The 16,710-nt window shown below is 40.6% G+C and carries 17 protein-coding genes; 9 read left to right on the top strand and 8 right to left on the bottom strand.

Going from position 1 to position 16,710, the window contains the following annotated elements:
• Nucleotides 1–68: 68 nt before the first annotated feature.
• Both ACZ8ZH_RS12245 and ACZ8ZH_RS12240 read right to left on the bottom strand, forming a co-directional pair.
• Nucleotides 69–434, bottom strand: a complete 366-nt coding sequence (locus ACZ8ZH_RS12245; RefSeq protein ID WP_086208440.1) for a hypothetical protein — start codon at nucleotides 432–434, stop codon at nucleotides 69–71.
• A gap of 111 nt (nucleotides 435–545) precedes the next feature.
• Nucleotides 546–2,378, bottom strand: coding sequence for a phosphoenolpyruvate carboxykinase (GTP) (locus ACZ8ZH_RS12240; protein ID WP_119063529.1), 1,833 nt, complete (start codon nucleotides 2,376–2,378; stop codon nucleotides 546–548).
• A 414-nt stretch (nucleotides 2,379–2,792) separates the two neighbouring features.
• Here ACZ8ZH_RS12240 and ACZ8ZH_RS12235 point away from each other — a divergent pair, with 414 nt between their 5' ends.
• From ACZ8ZH_RS12235 to ACZ8ZH_RS12215, 5 genes are all read left to right on the top strand, one after another.
• On the top strand, nucleotides 2,793–3,716 hold the full coding sequence (locus ACZ8ZH_RS12235) for a diacylglycerol/lipid kinase family protein (RefSeq protein WP_086208438.1): 924 nt from the start codon (nucleotides 2,793–2,795) through the stop codon (nucleotides 3,714–3,716).
• Entirely contained in the window at nucleotides 3,713–4,489 is a 777-nt protein-coding gene (locus ACZ8ZH_RS12230) for a metallophosphoesterase family protein (protein ID WP_119063528.1), read from the top strand. The genes ACZ8ZH_RS12235 and ACZ8ZH_RS12230 overlap by 4 nt, the downstream gene beginning before the upstream one ends.
• Nucleotides 4,490–4,683: 194 nt before the next feature.
• On the top strand, nucleotides 4,684–4,974 hold the full coding sequence (locus ACZ8ZH_RS12225; RefSeq protein ID WP_010326285.1) for a co-chaperone GroES: 291 nt from the start codon (nucleotides 4,684–4,686) through the stop codon (nucleotides 4,972–4,974).
• 67 nt (nucleotides 4,975–5,041) lie between these two features.
• The gene (gene groL, locus ACZ8ZH_RS12220) at nucleotides 5,042–6,676 is read left to right on the top strand and encodes a chaperonin GroEL (protein WP_086208436.1); all 1,635 of its coding nucleotides are present in this window, start codon (nucleotides 5,042–5,044) and stop codon (nucleotides 6,674–6,676) included.
• A 422-nt stretch (nucleotides 6,677–7,098) separates the two neighbouring features.
• A complete protein-coding gene (locus tag ACZ8ZH_RS12215; protein ID WP_171264412.1) occupies nucleotides 7,099–7,707 on the top strand; it encodes a 1-acyl-sn-glycerol-3-phosphate acyltransferase in 609 nt (202 codons plus the stop codon).
• A 56-nt stretch (nucleotides 7,708–7,763) separates the two neighbouring features.
• Here the strand turns inward: ACZ8ZH_RS12215 and ACZ8ZH_RS12210 are convergent, their stop codons facing one another.
• The 4 genes from ACZ8ZH_RS12210 to mrdA form a co-directional block, all read right to left on the bottom strand.
• A complete protein-coding gene (locus ACZ8ZH_RS12210; RefSeq protein WP_119063527.1) occupies nucleotides 7,764–8,102 on the bottom strand; it encodes a hypothetical protein in 339 nt (112 codons plus the stop codon).
• Between the two features lie 160 nt (nucleotides 8,103–8,262).
• Nucleotides 8,263–9,000 (bottom strand): sulfite exporter TauE/SafE family protein, encoded by a 738-nt coding sequence (locus ACZ8ZH_RS12205; RefSeq protein ID WP_119063526.1) that lies wholly within the window; start codon nucleotides 8,998–9,000, stop codon nucleotides 8,263–8,265.
• A 114-nt stretch (nucleotides 9,001–9,114) separates the two neighbouring features.
• On the bottom strand, nucleotides 9,115–9,669 hold the full coding sequence (rsmD, locus tag ACZ8ZH_RS12200; protein ID WP_119063525.1) for a 16S rRNA (guanine(966)-N(2))-methyltransferase RsmD: 555 nt from the start codon (nucleotides 9,667–9,669) through the stop codon (nucleotides 9,115–9,117).
• A 2-nt stretch (nucleotides 9,670–9,671) separates the two neighbouring features.
• Nucleotides 9,672–11,714, bottom strand: coding sequence for a penicillin-binding protein 2 (mrdA, locus tag ACZ8ZH_RS12195; RefSeq protein WP_086208431.1), 2,043 nt, complete (start codon nucleotides 11,712–11,714; stop codon nucleotides 9,672–9,674).
• A gap of 240 nt (nucleotides 11,715–11,954) precedes the next feature.
• Between mrdA and ACZ8ZH_RS12190 the strand changes: the two genes are divergently transcribed.
• From ACZ8ZH_RS12190 to ACZ8ZH_RS12175, 4 genes are all read left to right on the top strand, one after another.
• Nucleotides 11,955–12,473 carry a hypothetical protein gene (locus tag ACZ8ZH_RS12190; RefSeq protein WP_086208430.1) on the top strand — a complete coding sequence of 173 codons (519 nt, stop codon included), beginning with the start codon at nucleotides 11,955–11,957 and terminating at the stop codon, nucleotides 12,471–12,473.
• Between the two features lie 63 nt (nucleotides 12,474–12,536).
• A complete protein-coding gene (locus ACZ8ZH_RS12185; protein ID WP_086208429.1) occupies nucleotides 12,537–13,853 on the top strand; it encodes a DUF445 domain-containing protein in 1,317 nt (438 codons plus the stop codon).
• A 77-nt stretch (nucleotides 13,854–13,930) separates the two neighbouring features.
• Nucleotides 13,931–14,590, top strand: coding sequence for an adenylate kinase (gene adk / locus ACZ8ZH_RS12180; protein WP_086208428.1), 660 nt, complete (start codon nucleotides 13,931–13,933; stop codon nucleotides 14,588–14,590).
• 82 nt (nucleotides 14,591–14,672) lie between these two features.
• On the top strand, nucleotides 14,673–14,870 hold the full coding sequence (locus ACZ8ZH_RS12175; protein ID WP_086208427.1) for a hypothetical protein: 198 nt from the start codon (nucleotides 14,673–14,675) through the stop codon (nucleotides 14,868–14,870).
• 10 nt (nucleotides 14,871–14,880) lie between these two features.
• On the opposite strand, the gene nth is transcribed toward ACZ8ZH_RS12175, so the two are convergent.
• Together nth and ACZ8ZH_RS12165 are read right to left on the bottom strand one after the other, a co-directional pair.
• Nucleotides 14,881–15,594 carry an endonuclease III gene (gene nth, locus ACZ8ZH_RS12170; protein ID WP_086208426.1) on the bottom strand — a complete coding sequence of 238 codons (714 nt, stop codon included), beginning with the start codon at nucleotides 15,592–15,594 and terminating at the stop codon, nucleotides 14,881–14,883.
• A gap of 3 nt (nucleotides 15,595–15,597) precedes the next feature.
• Nucleotides 15,598–16,392: an RnfABCDGE type electron transport complex subunit B gene (locus ACZ8ZH_RS12165; protein WP_110975656.1), complete on the bottom strand. Its 795-nt coding sequence runs from the start codon at nucleotides 16,390–16,392 to the stop codon at nucleotides 15,598–15,600.
• Nucleotides 16,393–16,710 lie beyond the last annotated feature (318 nt).

Below are 16,710 nucleotides of genomic sequence, written 5' to 3'. Positions count from 1 at the left end.
GATGTTTATCTTCTTAAAAGTAGAGCATTGGGATTAAAAAAAGCCGCTTGCTGCGCGGCTTTTTAAGCTTAGATTTCAATACCACCTAATTGTTTGCAGTCCACAGGTGTTTTCCATTTCACAGCAGTACCCCAAACCACTGGACGAACAATACGCCAAGGCCAGAATCCAAATCGTTGGCTTGCATTGTAATTAATCACCACATTGCCACCCACTTGGTGCGCGCGTTCAGCAAAGCGTGGATAAAGTTCTTCCACACTGCCATAAGTGCCTTTAGCAACTTTAATGCGTTTTTTAATGTCAAATTGAGTAGAGTCTGGAGTACCTTTAATGGCGCAGACGTGCAGTGTAGATGTTGTTGTTGGTTCAGTTTGAGCCATTGCTAGGCTTGATACACCAACTAGACTGATGGTTAGCATGAGTGTTTTGAACATAGTTTTCCCCTTTGATGTTTCTTTTTGATTTATAAAGTTAAATTTTTAAAATATTTGAAAGATTGAAAAAAGACCGCTTATGCGGTCTTTTTTGAGAGTTTAATTTAAAGGTTAAGCAGATTTTTTCACAGCTTCTAAAAGTTCGTTTTGACGAGTTTTAAGAGCAGCCGGTAAACGCTCACCAAGTTTATTGAACAACTCAGTATGACTTTCAATTTCTTTGATCCATTGATCTTTATCTTGAGAAGTCACAAGTTCAAATTGAGCTTTAGTAAAGTCAGAACCTGTCCAGTTTAATTGCTCATAAGTTGGTACTAAACCAATTGGAGTCTCAACAGCATCAGCACGGCCTTCACAGCGGTCAATGATCCACTCAAGAACACGCATGTTTTGACCAAAACCAGGCCATACAAAGTTACCTTCAGCATCACGACGGAACCAGTTCACGTTGTAAATGCCTGGGAGTTTGTTGCCTGCAGCTTTTGCTTTTGCTGCAACTTCTTCACCAAGTTCTAACCAATGAGAGAAGTAATCCGCCATGTTGTAACCCGCAAATGGAAGCATTGCGAATGGGTCGCGACGAACGATACCTTGTTGACCTACAGCAGCTGCAGTTGTTTCAGAGCCCATAGTTGCAGCTTTATAAACACCATCCACCCAGTCAAATGCTTCTGAAATAAGAGGCACTGTGTCCGCACGACGGCCACCGAAGATGAATGCAGAAATAGGTACGCCTGCTGGGTTTTCCCAGTCAGCATCAATAGAAGGACATTGACCTGCTGAAACAGTAAAGCGTGCATTCGGGTGAGCTGCTTTTTCTTCACCAGTGTGCGGTTGACCTTTCCAGTTAGTTAGGTTAGCAGGCACTTCTTTAGAAAGACCTTCCCACCATACTTCACCGTTGTCTGTTACAGCAACGTTGGTATAGATAACATCTTTAGTTAATGTTGCCATACAGTTTGGGTTCGTCTTGGTATTTGTACCAGGCGCTACACCAAAGAAACCAGCTTCAGGGTTGATCGCATATAAGCGACCATCTTCACCTGGTTTGATCCAAGCAATATCGTCACCTACGGTTTCAATTTTCCAACCTTCGTAACCCGCTGGTGGAATCAACATAGCAAAGTTCGTTTTACCACATGCAGAAGGGAATGCTGCTGCGATGTAGTGTTTCTCGCCTTGTGGATTTGTTACGCCAAGGATCAGCATGTGTTCAGCTAACCAGCCTTGTTGACGACCCATAGAAGAAGCAATACGTAAAGCTAGGCATTTTTTACCTAACAATGCGTTACCACCGTAACCTGAACCATAAGACCAGATTTCACGTGTTTCTGGATAGTGAACGATCCATTTTTCAGGATTGCAAGGCCAAGCCACGTCTTTTTCGCCGATCGCAAGTGGAGCACCTACTGTATGAACACAAGGAACATATTCGCCATCAGTACCTAATACGTCATAAACAGCTTTACCCATACGAGCCATTTTAGACATACTGACTGCTACATAAGGAGAGTCAGTAAGTTCGATACCGATGTGTGCAATATGAGAACCTAAAGGACCCATAGAGAACGGTACTACATATAAAGTACGACCTGCCATTGAACCGTCGAACAAACCATTTAGACGAGCACGCATTTCAGCAGGCTCTTCCCAGTTGTTTGTTGCGCCAGCATCTTCTTGTTTTTCAGAGCAGATGTATGTACGACCTTCAACACGAGCAACGTCAGAAGGGTCAGAATTTGCAAGATAAGAACCAGGATGTGTTTCTTGGTTAAGCGCTTGCATCGTGCCGTTAGCGATCATCAAGTCGATATAACGTTGATATTCTTCTTCGCTACCGTCACACCATTCAATTTTCGCTGGTTTTGTTAATTTTGCAATTTCTTCCACCCATGCAATAAGCTTAGGGTGACGAACGAATTCTGGTGCGTTCACTTGGGTCATGGTGAGGCCTATCTCAAATATGTACACAGTTGTACAAAGTACAATCTCAACAATAGATTTACTGCTGAGATGAAAAGATGAAAAAAAAGTGGCTGTATTAAAGCATAATTTGATAAAAAAAATAAGACCAAAGCCGTATCTAAATTATGAACAATTTTGTAAAGGTATTTCATTTTAATTATTAAAAAACAATATTTTACTTTAATTTTCTTGCTTTATTTGATGTATTTATTATATTTATGAGTATTATTCATTTAAAATATTTAAATTAAAAACAATGGTTTATAAATATTTTGTGATTGAGATTTATTATTGATTAAATAAATGAACGTCATTTGATTTTTACATAACCAAACTGTTAACTGTTGAATTTTTGGACAAAAATAGAGTAATTACTTTATGGAAGAGTGCGGGATGTCTGAGCAGTTAAAACCTTTGTCACTTATTTATAACAAAAAATCAGGTTTTCATGCCACAAATAAAGATGAAGTGTATGAACAACTGCTAGCCGATCTGAGTACTGCTGGTTTTGAAATACAGTCATTTGAGTTAAGTGAGTGCATGGACTTTGATCAGATGATGCAAGAGGTTTTATTACGTCATCGACAAGCAGAACATATAGGTGTTGTGGTTGCTGCAGGTGGAGACGGAACATTAAATGCAGTCGCTTCAAAGCTAATGGGTACTGATATTCCTATGGGAATATTGCCTTTAGGTACATTTAACTATGTCGCACGGGTCTTGAATATCCCGCTAGATTTATTAGAAGCGGCACATGTGATTGGCACGGGGAAAACGCGTTCTGTGCATGTGGCACAGCTCAATCAACACATTTACCTGAACAATGCCAGCTTAGGGTTATATCCTTTATTTATTCAAAAGCGAGAACAGTTTAATCAGCATTTTGGACGTTTTCCATTGCATGCGTATACCTCGGCATTGGATGTTCTTATTCGTAACCGTAAAGAGTTAAAACTTGAGGTTGAAGTTGATGGGCAGCTTTATCCTGTTAAAACGCCATTGATTTTCTTTGGAAATAATCAGCTTCAATTGGCTGAAATGAAATTGCGTATTGCAGAAGCTGCCGAAGCTGGAAAGGTAGCAGGGGTGGTTGTTGCAAAAAGTGATAAACGCACACTGTTTAAAACCTTGTGGCAACTGATTAAAGGCAATTTGGATCAGGCTTCCGATGTTTATAGCTTTGCCGCAGATGAAGTGATTGTGCATTCAAAGCATAACAAGCTTACGGTTGCCGTAGATGGTGAAATCATTATGATGAAACCGCCTCTAAAAATTACAGTACGTAAACATGCACTGAATATCATGGTTCCTGCATGATTTTACATTTGTCTGATTTACATTTCGGCACAGAACGCGAAGCCTGTTTGCAGGCTATTCATCTGTTATGTGAGGAACATCCTTTTGAAGCTGTAGTGGTCAGTGGTGATTTAACCCAGCGTGCACGGTTTATTCAGTTTTATGCTTGTCGGCAGTTTTTAGACAGTTTGAATTTACCGTATTTGGTGGTGCCAGGAAATCATGATATCCCGCTGTACCATATTTGGAATCGTTTTTTTAATCCCTTTGCACGTTATCAACTGTTTTTTGGGGGGATGGAAAACACCTTAGAAACTGAACACTTTTATGTCATAGGCGTGAACAGTATTCGGAGGCGTTACCACACACGGGGGCATATTTCACTGAGCCAAATTCAAGAGATTGACCTGAAATTACAACAAGCACCTGCACACAAAATAAAGCTGATCGCCGCTCATCAACCTTTTTATACGCCACCAGACCATAGTCATGGTGTGAAAGACTGTCCAATGCTTGGTCGTATTGCGCTGGAGCAATGGAGTCAACAGGGTTTAAATGGACTCTTGCATGGGCATTTGCATCATCCAGCAGTCTATGATCTGAATCAGATTTATCAACTTGGAGCATCACATCCGGTGTTGGATATTCATGCTGGAACAGCGACATCTTATCGTTTACATGGTGGACGACCGAATAGCCTAAATATTATTTTAAATAATGCAGGTGTGCAGCATTTGAGCTTTAATTCTGCAATAAATCGCTTCGAGTTGATGCAGAAAAATATCTCAGATTGATTTGTGTGTCTAAACTTTGATTAGGTTTGTTTAAAAAGAGCGCAAAAATATAAAAATATTTTGTATTTGCCCTTGAAGCCCTTTTTTCCATCCCCACAAAAGTGTCATATCAAAATTTTGTTGATGACCTAGGAATAAGAAGTCATCTTCACATCGTAATCAATGACATTCTGAAAATGTCTATGGAGTTAGAAATGAGCAAAATTCGTCCTTTACATGACAACGTTGTGATTCGCCGCGTAGAGAAAGAAACTAAAACTGCTGGCGGTTTGATTTTGAGCACTTCTGCTGCTGAACAGCCAGCTCAAGGTGAAATTATTGCAGTAGGTAATGGCAAAATCACAGACAATGGCGTTCGTGCTTTAGACGTAAAAGTGGGCGACAATGTACTGTTCGGTGCTTATGCAGGCACTAAAGTTAAGGTTGAAGGCGAAGAGCTTCTAGTAATGAAAGAGTCTGATATTTTAGCAGTTCTTGAAGGTTAATTCGGAACGGTCATTTGCTGTTTAAGCAATACAATTGATTAAAATTTAAGAATATTTGGAGTTAAGCATGTCAGCTAAAGATGTAAAATTTGGTGATTCAGCACGTTCTAAAATGATTGCAGGCGTAAACGTACTTGCAGATGCTGTAAAAGTGACTTTAGGCCCTAAAGGCCGTAATGTTGTGATCGACCGTTCTTTCGGCGCACCGCACATCACTAAAGATGGTGTAACTGTTGCGAAAGAAATTTCTCTAAAAGACAAATTTGAGAACATGGGCGCTCAATTGGTTCGTGAAGTATCTTCTAAAACCAATGACATCGCGGGTGACGGTACAACAACTGCAACTGTACTTGCTCAAGCAATTTTAAATGAAGGCATCAAGTCTGTAACTGCGGGCATGAACCCAATGGACTTGAAACGTGGTATTGACCTTGCAGTTAAAGCATTGGTTGCCGAAATTAAAGCAACAGCAAAACCTGCTTCTGATACTAAAGCGATTGAACAAGTGGGTTCAATCTCTGCAAACTCTGACGAAACTGTAGGTAAACTCATTGCACAAGCAATGGAACGCGTAGGCAAAGAAGGCGTGATTACCGTTGAAGAAGGTTCAGGCTTTGAAGATGCTTTGGACGTTGTTGAAGGTATGCAGTTTGACCGTGGTTATATCAGCCCGTACTTTGCAAACAAACAAGATACCTTAACAGCAGAACTTGAAAATCCATTCATTCTTCTTGTTGATAAAAAAATCAGCAACATTCGTGAATTGATTACTGTGCTTGAAGCCGTTGCTAAAACAGGTAAACCACTTTTAATTATCGCTGAAGATGTTGAAGGTGAGGCTTTAGCTACACTGGTTGTCAACAACATGCGCGGCATTATTAAAGTATGTGCGGTTAAAGCGCCAGGTTTTGGTGACCGTCGTAAAGCAATGCTTCAAGATATTGCAATCTTGACTGGTGCGACTGTGATTTCTGAAGAAGTGGGCATGACTTTAGAGCAAGCTTCTCTTCAAGACTTAGGTACTGCGCACAAAATTACAGTATCTAAAGAAAACACTGTGATTGTTGATGGTGCTGGTGATGCAACTCAAATTGCTGAACGTGTCACTCAAATCCGTGCGCAAATTGAAGAGTCGACGTCTGAATACGACAAAGAAAAACTTCAAGAACGTGTTGCTAAATTGGCAGGCGGTGTAGCTGTGATCAAAATTGGCGCAGCGACTGAAGTTGAAATGAAAGAGAAAAAAGACCGTGTAGATGATGCATTGCATGCAACACGTGCTGCGGTTGAAGAAGGTGTGGTTGCTGGCGGTGGTGTTGCACTGGTACGTGCTGCAGCTGCGCTTGATGGCGTAACAGGTGCAAACGATGATCAAAATGTAGGTATCAACATTTTACGTCGTGCGATTGAAGCACCACTTCGTCAAATCGTTGCCAATGCGGGTGATGAGCCTTCAGTTGTGATCAATGCCGTGAAAAATGGTCAAGGTAACTTTGGTTATAACGCTGCAACGTCTGAGTATGGTGACATGCTAGAAATGGGTATTCTTGACCCTGCGAAAGTAACACGTTCTGCACTTGAACATGCTGCATCTGTCGCAGGTTTAATGTTGACTACAGAATGTATGATTACTGACGTTCCAGAAGACAAGCCTGCAATGCCTGATATGGGTGGCATGGGTGGTATGGGCGGCATGATGTAAATACTCGCCTAGCGTTGCTAATCAAAAAATCCCTGCATTTCGCGGGGATTTTTTATTTGGGTAAGTTATTCCAGGAGCTTGATTATTTTAACATTTAGCTCAGATTGGCTAGGTCGTTACCTCTTATCGCATTACATTTATTTCAATAAAGTCTGAATCAATCAATTAAATACGGTTGTCAGCAAAAAGGTTCAATTGCATCATTTTTTGATTACTTTTAAGAGAAGGGCTATCTCGAATAAAACGATATTATTCACATTTATTCAGACATGATTTGTGATGGACTGATATTTTTTGAAATATTTGGAATTAAATAAAATATACATTTATAGATTAATTGCTGTTTTATTGATCTAAATCCGATGTATTTGATCTTCAGCATTGCTAGAATCTGCGCGAATTTTAGCAATGTGGTGTTTTTTGTGTTCGAGAAGCTTGCAGAACAAAGTTTAACCTTAATGGGGTGGCAGATTGATAATCATTGGGATTTGAATATCAATCAATGTGTCATGATTGCAGCGCCACATACCAGTAATTGGGATGCACTCTATGCGCGTTTGGCACTAAAAGCCTTAGGGGTGAATGTCCGTATCACGATAAAAGACAGTTATATGAAGTTGCCTTTTGGCCCTTTTGTCCGTGCTATGGGGGGAATTGGTATTGACCGCCGTCCAAAACATGAAGGTGAACCACGTCCAAGCATGGTGCAATTGATGAGTGATCTTTTTAAAGAACATCCTAAATTAGTCATGTTAGTCACCCCAGAAGGAACACGTGCTAAGCAGGAGCAATGGAAAACAGGTTTTTACCATGTTGCGATAAGTGCAGGTGTGCCGATTGCATTGGCTTATATGGATTATGCAAAGAAAAAAACGGGGATCGGTAAAATTGTTTACCCTACGGGTGACTATGAGAAAGATATGGCAGAGATTATGGCATTTTACGCTGAAATTTCAGCGAAATTTCCGCAGAAGTTTAGTGTAGATACGCGTTATCATTCAGATTCTATGAAACAAGAAATTGAAGCATAATCAGTGATAAATCAAAAAAGACAGCACGCATGCTGTCTTTTTATTTGTCCAAAATTTTAAGGTGTGTCTTGAGCCGTGGTCGGTAAAACGCCACCTAAAGATTGACAGGCTGTAGTGTAGTTTTGTAGCTGGGTTTCTATAACTTCAGGTAGTGGCAGGTCAAAGATTTTATCGCCATGTTGATAGCTTTCTACATAAGATTGGGCTTTTTGTTTGCTGCTAGCAAGTATTTGTTCATGAAAACTGGTCATGGAGCTGTGATCAGTTTGGTCACGTTCAATATTTTGACAATCGAAATATTGTAATAGTTTTTCAGCTTGTTTAATTTCTTTAGATGAGCTGATGGAGCAGGCACTGACAAAGCAAAGACTAAAAAGTGCAAAATACGGTTTCATATATGCTGAATAGATGGTTTTTGAGAGTGGCGTTATTGTATAAATTTTTGTGAATAGTGAGAAAGCTTAAACATCGTAAGTTGCTTAAAGAAGTGGCAATTTTGACAGAAAGCACACAATTAAATGTCTAGATCGTTTGTCATAAAATGTTAAAAATCCGCTACTGATTTAAAAGGTAGCTGATACATAAAAAACAGCCTGAGCTAAATAAGAGTCCCAGTACGATTTGTTTAAATTGGCGTTCAGAAATTTTATAAAATAAGCGTGCACCTAGCATGGCCGGTAGACTGACACTTAAAATCAAGATACCCATATAGGGTAAATGCTGTAGGCTTAAATTTCCACGAAGTAGGTAGCTAAATAGTGTGAATACTTGGATCGCAAAATTAAAATGTCTCAAAATAAAACGTTGCTGCTCTTTAGGTAGATTTTTTAACATGACCCAAGCAGAAGGAAGTGAGCCACAAAACCCGCCTAAACCGCCGAGTATGCCACCAATAAAACCAATACAGCTGTCGGCATATTTTCCTGAAGATTGAATAGAACGAATTTGTGGATTCAAGAGCATCAATGGACACCAAAGCACTAAAAATATACCAAGCATTAGCTTAAACATATCCGCTTGAATAATATCTAAAAGATAGGTTCCCAGTGGAACACCTAAAATGCCAGCCAAAACGTAGGGTGCAATAAGGTTTTTATTGATCTGAAAAGATGATTCTGATTTTAAGGAGATAAGATGGCTCCATACAGAAGCAAAAACCACTAATGGTGCTGCTAGCTGTGGTGCTAAAACCCATACCCAAAATGACATGGCAATTAAGGCAAAGGCAAAACCCGTTAAGCCCTGAACAAAACCAGCAACCATTGCACCTAAAATAAAGACCAGCCAAGTCATCGCATATATGCCGAAAATTTTATAGGGTAAGTGATATTTCGTTCAGCCGAAAGCGACATAGATTTTACTAAAATTTTGAAATATCGAAACATAAAATGTCTTTGCTTTAGTAGCTTATGCTGTCTTTTGAAATAAGCCTGCACGTACAGTGCCAGCCTTGGTGCTCTTTACTTGAACCCAGGAGCTTGGAAGTCTTAGCAGATTTAACTCACGATCCGCTTCTATATAAATATAGCCATTCTTTGAAATCAGCGGGTCAGCCAAGAGAGCCAATTGTTCCCATAACTCTAGGCTATACGGCGGGTCTAAAAAGACCAAATCAAACTGTTCTTTTAGGTTGGGCAAGCTTTGCTGTGCTGTTGAGACTTTTAATTGTGCACGAGACTTAGGTACTTTCAAGAGCTCTAAGTTTTGTGTTAAAAACTGTGCTTGACTGCGGTCAGGTTCAATCATCACTACTTTTGAAGCACCACGGGATAGAGCTTCGAATGCCAATGCACCCGAACCTGCACAAATATCCAAAACATTGGTATTTTGCACATCCCACATAAGCCAATTAAACAAAGTTTCACGGACTCGATCAGGCGTGGGGCGCAAACCTTCAATATTGGCGAAAGGGAGTTGGCGACGTTTCCATTCCCCCCCGATGATACGAAGTTGATTTTTCATAATTAGTCTGGCTCTTCAGTAGCAGGGGGTGGAGTAGCTGAATGGTTAGTGTTCGGAGCTACTGTTGTACTTTGTACGGAGGTTGCTGAACGACCTTGTGGGGCTACTGCTGTATTTGCTGCGGGTGGCGTGCTGTCACTCGGCAACTCACCCGGTTTAATCCCCGCTGTCATGAGTCCACCACTGATTTGATGGTTTTGCGGACGAATTGGATTTTTATGGCGAGTTTGCAACCAATAATCTAGCACAGGGCGAGCTAGCTGAGCTGCTGATCCGCCGTGACGTCCATTTTCCCAGACGACCGCAATTGCAATCTCTGGATTTTCCGCAGGCGCAAAGCCAACAAATAAACCATGGTCGAGCTGACGTTCTGTTAAAAGTGCTTCGTTATAACGTTTACCTTGAGCAATACTTTTAACCTGTGCGGTACCTGTTTTACCTGCAATTTTATACATTGGTGTACGAATACCACGTCCTGTACCCGTTTCCACGACATCGACCATAGCATCACGCATTTTTACCCAGTCTTCGTCTGTACCATTGAACTGAATTCGACCATCAGGTGCATTTAGGTCTTTATGTGGTTTTGCGCCTTTACTGGTTTGTAAAACATGTGGAATTACATGTGAACCATGATTCGCAGTAATGGCAGTTGCCATGGCTAATTGTAGGGGGGTTGCGGTAAAAGCACCTTGTCCAATACTGACAGAAATGGTTTCACCTTTAAGCCACTTGGCATCGCGAGTACGCATTTTCCATTCAGGGTTTGGATAAAGACCTGTGCTTTCACTTGGTAAATCAACACCTGTTTTTTCACCAAAACCAAACTGACGCATCCATGTGTTCATTTTTTCAATGCCCATGCGGAAAGACAGAATGTAATAAAAGGTATCGCAAGAAACAACTTGAGCTTTATGCAAATTGACCACGCCATGTCCTGACTTTTTCCAGTCACGGAATTTATGCGAATCTCCCGGCAGGGTGAAATAGCCGTGATCGGAAATAGCAGTACCCCAATCAATCAAGCCATAATGAATACCACCTAAACCAAACATCGGTTTAATGGTTGAACCAGGTGGATAAGCCCCTTGTACAGCACGGTTATAAAGGGGTTGATCAAGGTTGTCTCGCAGACCACTATAGTCGGTATGGCTAATGCCTGTCACAAACAGGTTTGGGTTAAAACTAGGACTTGATACGAGGGCGAGGATTTCACCTGTACGTGGGTCCATGGCCACAATTGCACCGCGACGACCTGCGAGTTGTTCTGTCGCAACGACTTGTAAGCCATAATCGAGTGACAGGTATAAATCGTTGCCACGAATTGGCTCTTTGCGACCTAAATGTCGTAATACATTGCCGTGAGCATCCGCTTCGACAGACTCGTTTCCAGGAACGCCATGTAGCAAATCTTCATAGGATTTTTCTACCCCAATTTTACCAATCAGGTTAGTGCCCGCATATAAGTCTTTATTGATACTTTTTAATTCTTTATCGTTAATACGTCCCACATAACCAATCACATGAGCAAATAGCTCGCCATGTGGATAGTAACGTGTCATTTGAGTTTCGATGTTTACCCCTGGAAATTGATATTTGACTTCACTAAAACGTGCAATATCGTTTTCATTCAAATTGAGTTTAATCGAAACACGCTCAGTTTTACGTGATGCTTTAATACGACTTTGAAAACGGTCAATATCTTCTTGGCTAAGTTCTAAAATGGGCGTTAGACGTTCAATTGTCTTATCAATATCTGGAACATCTGCACGACTCATAGTGGCTGTGAAAACAGGATAGTTGTCGGCTAAGAGCACACCATTACGGTCATAAATATAGCCGCGGGCAGGGGCTAAAGGCTGTAGCCGAATACGGTTTTGGTCAGATGCGGTGGAAAATTCATCGTACTGTACCAGCTGTAAATACGCATAGCGGGAGACTAAAATCAGTAAGAAAAAGATCACAATACCCATGGAAATAAAGGTACGATTTCGAAAAATGCGCTTTTCTTGTTGAACGTTTTTTAAAGGAAAGTGCTGTTTCATACCAAATCGACTTAGACACATGGATAAAGAGGAATATACCTGCGCGCTATTCTAACGCATGTCTCCCTGTTTTGATATTTGTTATCACCTGTTCTGCTTTTCATTTTGACTAAACTTTGACTTTACAGACATTAAAAATGTAAATTCCTGTATATAAGTGTTTTCTAATTTCTGATACAGTCAAAATCCGATAAAAAGGGACCAATTACTAAAATAACATTACGGATAATGGTGACAATAATGACAAGAATTTATCCAGTGTTGGCACTTGTTGCCTGTGCAAACGTAGCCTACGCTCAAGATAATTCGTTTTTGCCAGAAGCAAAAATTCCTACAGATAGTGCTCAAACATGGAATGTGGGAGCAGGTGTAACGCAGAAACTACTGCACACTAACGTAGAATGGGTAAATCCTTATGGGATTGCTTATGCAAAAGCTGGGGTATTTATGAATGATGACTACCCAGTGGGTGGTCAGGTTGGTTTTAGATTTCCAGTTCATTTTACTGGCAAAGATAAAAATGGCTATTATTTAGGTGTCTATGCAGGACATATAGATAGTAAAAAAGTTGATGGAGAGTATGAGGCTCGCCTTGGTGGTGGTGTAGATCTTGCTTATGTGTTACTTAGTCCTGAGCGAATCAGTACATTCAGTGTAGGGATTGGTGCAGGGGAAAAACTCGAAACTAAATCGGGGGATGTGATTGTAGAAACCGAACCGAGACTACAATTTTCCTATACTTTAAGCTTTGGTTTATAGACACAATATCTTTTTTAAAACGCTATATAATTCAGTTAATAAAATTAAATATGGAAGTTATGCATGCTTGAGTACGTCAATCAGTTGTGGCAAACCTTTTTGAATAGACCCGATTTTTGGGCTGTACTCAGTATTATCCCTGTAACTGCATTTGTAACATGGGCGCATGTTTGGATGGCCCTGAAAATGGTCTTTTATCCGATTAACTTTTGGGGCTTCCATATTGGCCCTTTGCCTGTCGGTTGGCAGGGGATTGTGCCCAGAAAGGCAGGGCGTATTTCAGGCATTATTACTGATAATACTTTATCCAAGCTCGGTTCTTTGCGTGAATTTTTAGATGCAATGGATCCTGAGGATATGGCACGGATCATTGGTGAACAAGTCGGTTTTGAACTTGAGCATCTGATTGATGAAGTCATGATTGACCGCAATGCTGTACTTTGGGAAAATTTACCTTATTCGATTAAACGTCGAATTTATGCGCAAGCACATAAACAACTTCCAGCTGTGCTCCGAGAATTAGTGACCGAACTGACCATGAACGTCGAGTCACTTGTGGATATGCGTGATATGGTGGTCAGCCAAATGGAAGGCGACCGCAGATTGATGGTTCGTATGTTCTTGAAAGTGGGTCAGAAAGAAATCAACTTTATTTGGCATATTAGTGCCCTCATCGGCATGTTCTTTGGTATCTTCCAAATGATTGTTTGGTTTGTAGTACCTTGGCATTGGACGGTGCCATTTTGGGCTGCAGTATGGGGCTTCTTAACCAACTGGATTGCGATTTGGATGGTGTTTAACCCAATTGAGCCACATTATGTTCGATACTTGCAACTGACTGAATTAACAAAAAATCGTAAGTTTCCATGGATTAAGCCTGTGATTCCACGCATAGGGACTTATAATGTACAAGGCGCATTTATGAAGCGCCAAGAAGAAGTGTCTGATGTGTTCGCAAGTGTAGTCACAGAAGACCTGATTACGTTAAAATCCATCATGACTGAAATGATGTATGGCAATAAAAAAGACAAGACGCGTCGTATTGTCAAACGTCATATTAATGAAATCATGGAAACACCATTGGTGAGAACATCTTTGCAACTGTCTTTGGGGCCACGTGAATACGCAAAACTGAAGACGGACTTGATTGATCGTTCAATTGAAATTACGATGGTGCCTGTATGCGACCCAGCGTTCAATGCGAGCCGTGCACAGAAAATCTATCAAATGTTTAGAGACCGTATTCGAGAGCTAACGCCGAAAGAATTTCAAAACTTATTACGTCCTGCATTTCAGGAAGACGAATGGATTTTGATTTTATTGGGTGGGGTAACGGGCTTTATTGCGGGTACAATACATTTGTTTGTGGCTTTCTTATAATTAGATGCTAAAAATATGTCGAATTTTTCGACATGTACAAAGTGTCAAATACATTGTTTAAATGAGGATGTTTTTTTATGCGCATTATCTTACTCGGACCACCTGGAGCAGGTAAAGGTACACAAGCTCAGTTGATCTGTAAGCGCTACAATGTCCCACAAATTTCAACCGGTGATATGCTCCGTGCTGCAATTCGTGAAGGAACTGAACTCGGTCTACAGGCGAAAAGCGTGATGGACAACGGTGGTCTTGTATCTGATGAACTGATCATTGGTTTAGTGAAAGAACGTATTGCGCAACCTGACTGTGCAAATGGCTGTATCTTTGATGGTTTCCCTCGTACGATTCCGCAAGCTGAAGCTTTGGAAAAAGAAGGCATCAACATTGATCACGTGATTGAAATTGATGTTCCTGACGAAGAAATTGTACAACGTCTTTCGGGTCGCCGTCAGCACCCTGCATCGGGTCGTGTTTATCACATCGTTTACAACCCACCTAAAGTGGAAGGTAAAGACGACGAAACTGGTGAAGAATTGGTACAACGTCCAGATGACCAAGAAGCAACGATTCGTAAACGTTTAGGTTCATACCATACTGAAACTGAACAGTTGGTTGGTTTCTACCAAGGTCGCGCAGCGTCTGGTGAAAATGCACCAACTTATGACAAGCTGAATGGCTTACGTCCAATTGACGAAGTACAAGCGGATTTGTTTGCAATTCTTGATCAAGACAAATAATTGCATGTTATAAACATGGCAATGTTTTGACATTGAAAGAGCTCTAAGTCATATTAGGGCTCTTTTTCTTGATCCTTTTCAAATGGAGTCGCGTGTGGCACAAGTTGGAATCATTGTTTTAATTATTGTTGCTGTGGCGGTGTTATTAGGTTTGTTTTATATCAGCGCAAAAATGCTGCGCGATATCAGTCAACAAGAAAAAATGTCGAATAAGCAACCAGAACGGCAGTTGCATCCGAAGTTGCAGCAAGACTTAAAAGATAAATCCAATCAAAAATAAAAACTGAACTTTAATGTTCAGCTTCTATTATCGTTTTTGTGGCAATGCGTGCTGCACCAAATTCAAAACGATCTGGCCAGTTACATACATCTGAAACGATGCACTCATGACATTTCGGTTTGCGTGCGATACAGCAGTATCGACCATGTAAAATGAGCCAATGGTGTGAATCGACAATAAATTCTTTCGGTATGACTTTCACTAAACGGTGTTCGACTTCCAGCACATTTTTGCCGACCGCTAATCCTGTACGATTGCCTAAACGAAAAATATGCGTATCGACCGCCATGGTCGGTTGTCCAAAAGCAGTATTTAACACCACATTGGCTGTTTTTCGCCCTACACCGGGTAAAGCTTCCAAATCAGCACGGTTGTTCGGCACGATGCTATTATGTTTTTCAATCAGTATCTTACAAGCTTTAATGACATTTTCAGCCTTCGCATTATATAAGCCTATGGTTTTAATATAGGTTTTTAAACCATCTACACCCAAGGCATAAATCGTTTCAGGTGTGTTGGCAACTGGAAAGAGTTTATCTGTGGCTTTGTTGACACTCACATCCGTTGCCTGAGCAGATAAGGTCACGGCCACTAATAGCTCAAAAGGACTTGAATAATTCAATTCAGTTTTTGGGTTTGGGCGTTGTGCTCGTAAACGTTCAAAAAAGATTTGGATTTGCTTTTTGGTCATGTTTTTTACAGGTTTTCCGCTTGTGGTTAGCATGCTCTAAGCTTCCTGTAACTGATTAAGCTGTTGGGTTAAATCATCTAACAACAGACGCTTTTTGGTATCTTCACGCACGCTGAGTTGCTTTTCTAGTTTTTTGATTTGTACGCGTAATTTCGCCAGTTCAATGGTGGATTTTGCATCGAGTTTTACCGTCATTTCTGGTTCTTTTTCAATGATCTGAATATCAGGTACTGCATCGTTCTGTGCTGAAAATTGGGCAAATAACGCTGTATCAATTTCAGCACGAACTACTGGGCCTTTGCGGTGTAGACGCTGTTTTTCTTCACGCTGTATATGTGCGTAATAGCGTTGTCTTAGATCATCTTGCTCAGCTTTACGCAAGATTTCGGTCGGTATTTCGTCTGCATCTGGAATGAGGTCAATACAGTCGACAGGACAGGGCGGAATACATAGCTCACAACCTGTGCATAGGTCAGACAAAATGCTGTGCATGAGTTTACCAGAACCAATGATTGCATCTACTGGGCAGGCACTAATACATTTGGTACAGCCAATGCATTCATCCTCGCGAATGATGGCTTTCATTCTCTGCGGACGGCCATCCGCCTGAATAGGCCAAACACTTTCTTCTGCGATGAATTTTGGCCGATTAAGCAACTGAGCCAATGCATCTGCTACAGGCTGTCCACCTGGGACGCATTTATTGGCAGCCTCACCTTCACTGATGGCTTTAGCATAAGGCAAGCAACCATCACGATGTCCACAGAGCCCGCATTGGGTTTGGGGAAGGAGGGCATCTATATTTTGGATAAGTGAAATGTGCGAGTTCATGCGTAAACCGACCCTGCAACTGTATGTGCAGAGATACTAGGACAATTTAAGTAGATGCTGAATTTTACCATGTTTTTTTTGAATAATCTTATGTTCTAAAATGGTTCATTTATTGCATCTTTTTTGCGCATAAAATGATTTTAAATCTGTGTTTTCATTGGTGTTTTTTATAACCAGTTTTAAGGCATATTTAATATAAATAATTGTTATATAAATGATAAATATGTTTTTTTGAATAAATATGTTGTGAATTGTTGGGAAAAGATATTTAATTGTTTGCGCCAAAATTTAACATTGTTTATAAAATTTGACCAATTT

The sequence above is a fragment of the Acinetobacter sp. SW-226 genome (assembly GCF_055632855.1).
The sequence above is the reverse complement of the archived record's forward strand: the minus strand, read 5'-3'. Positions and strand labels throughout refer to the sequence as shown.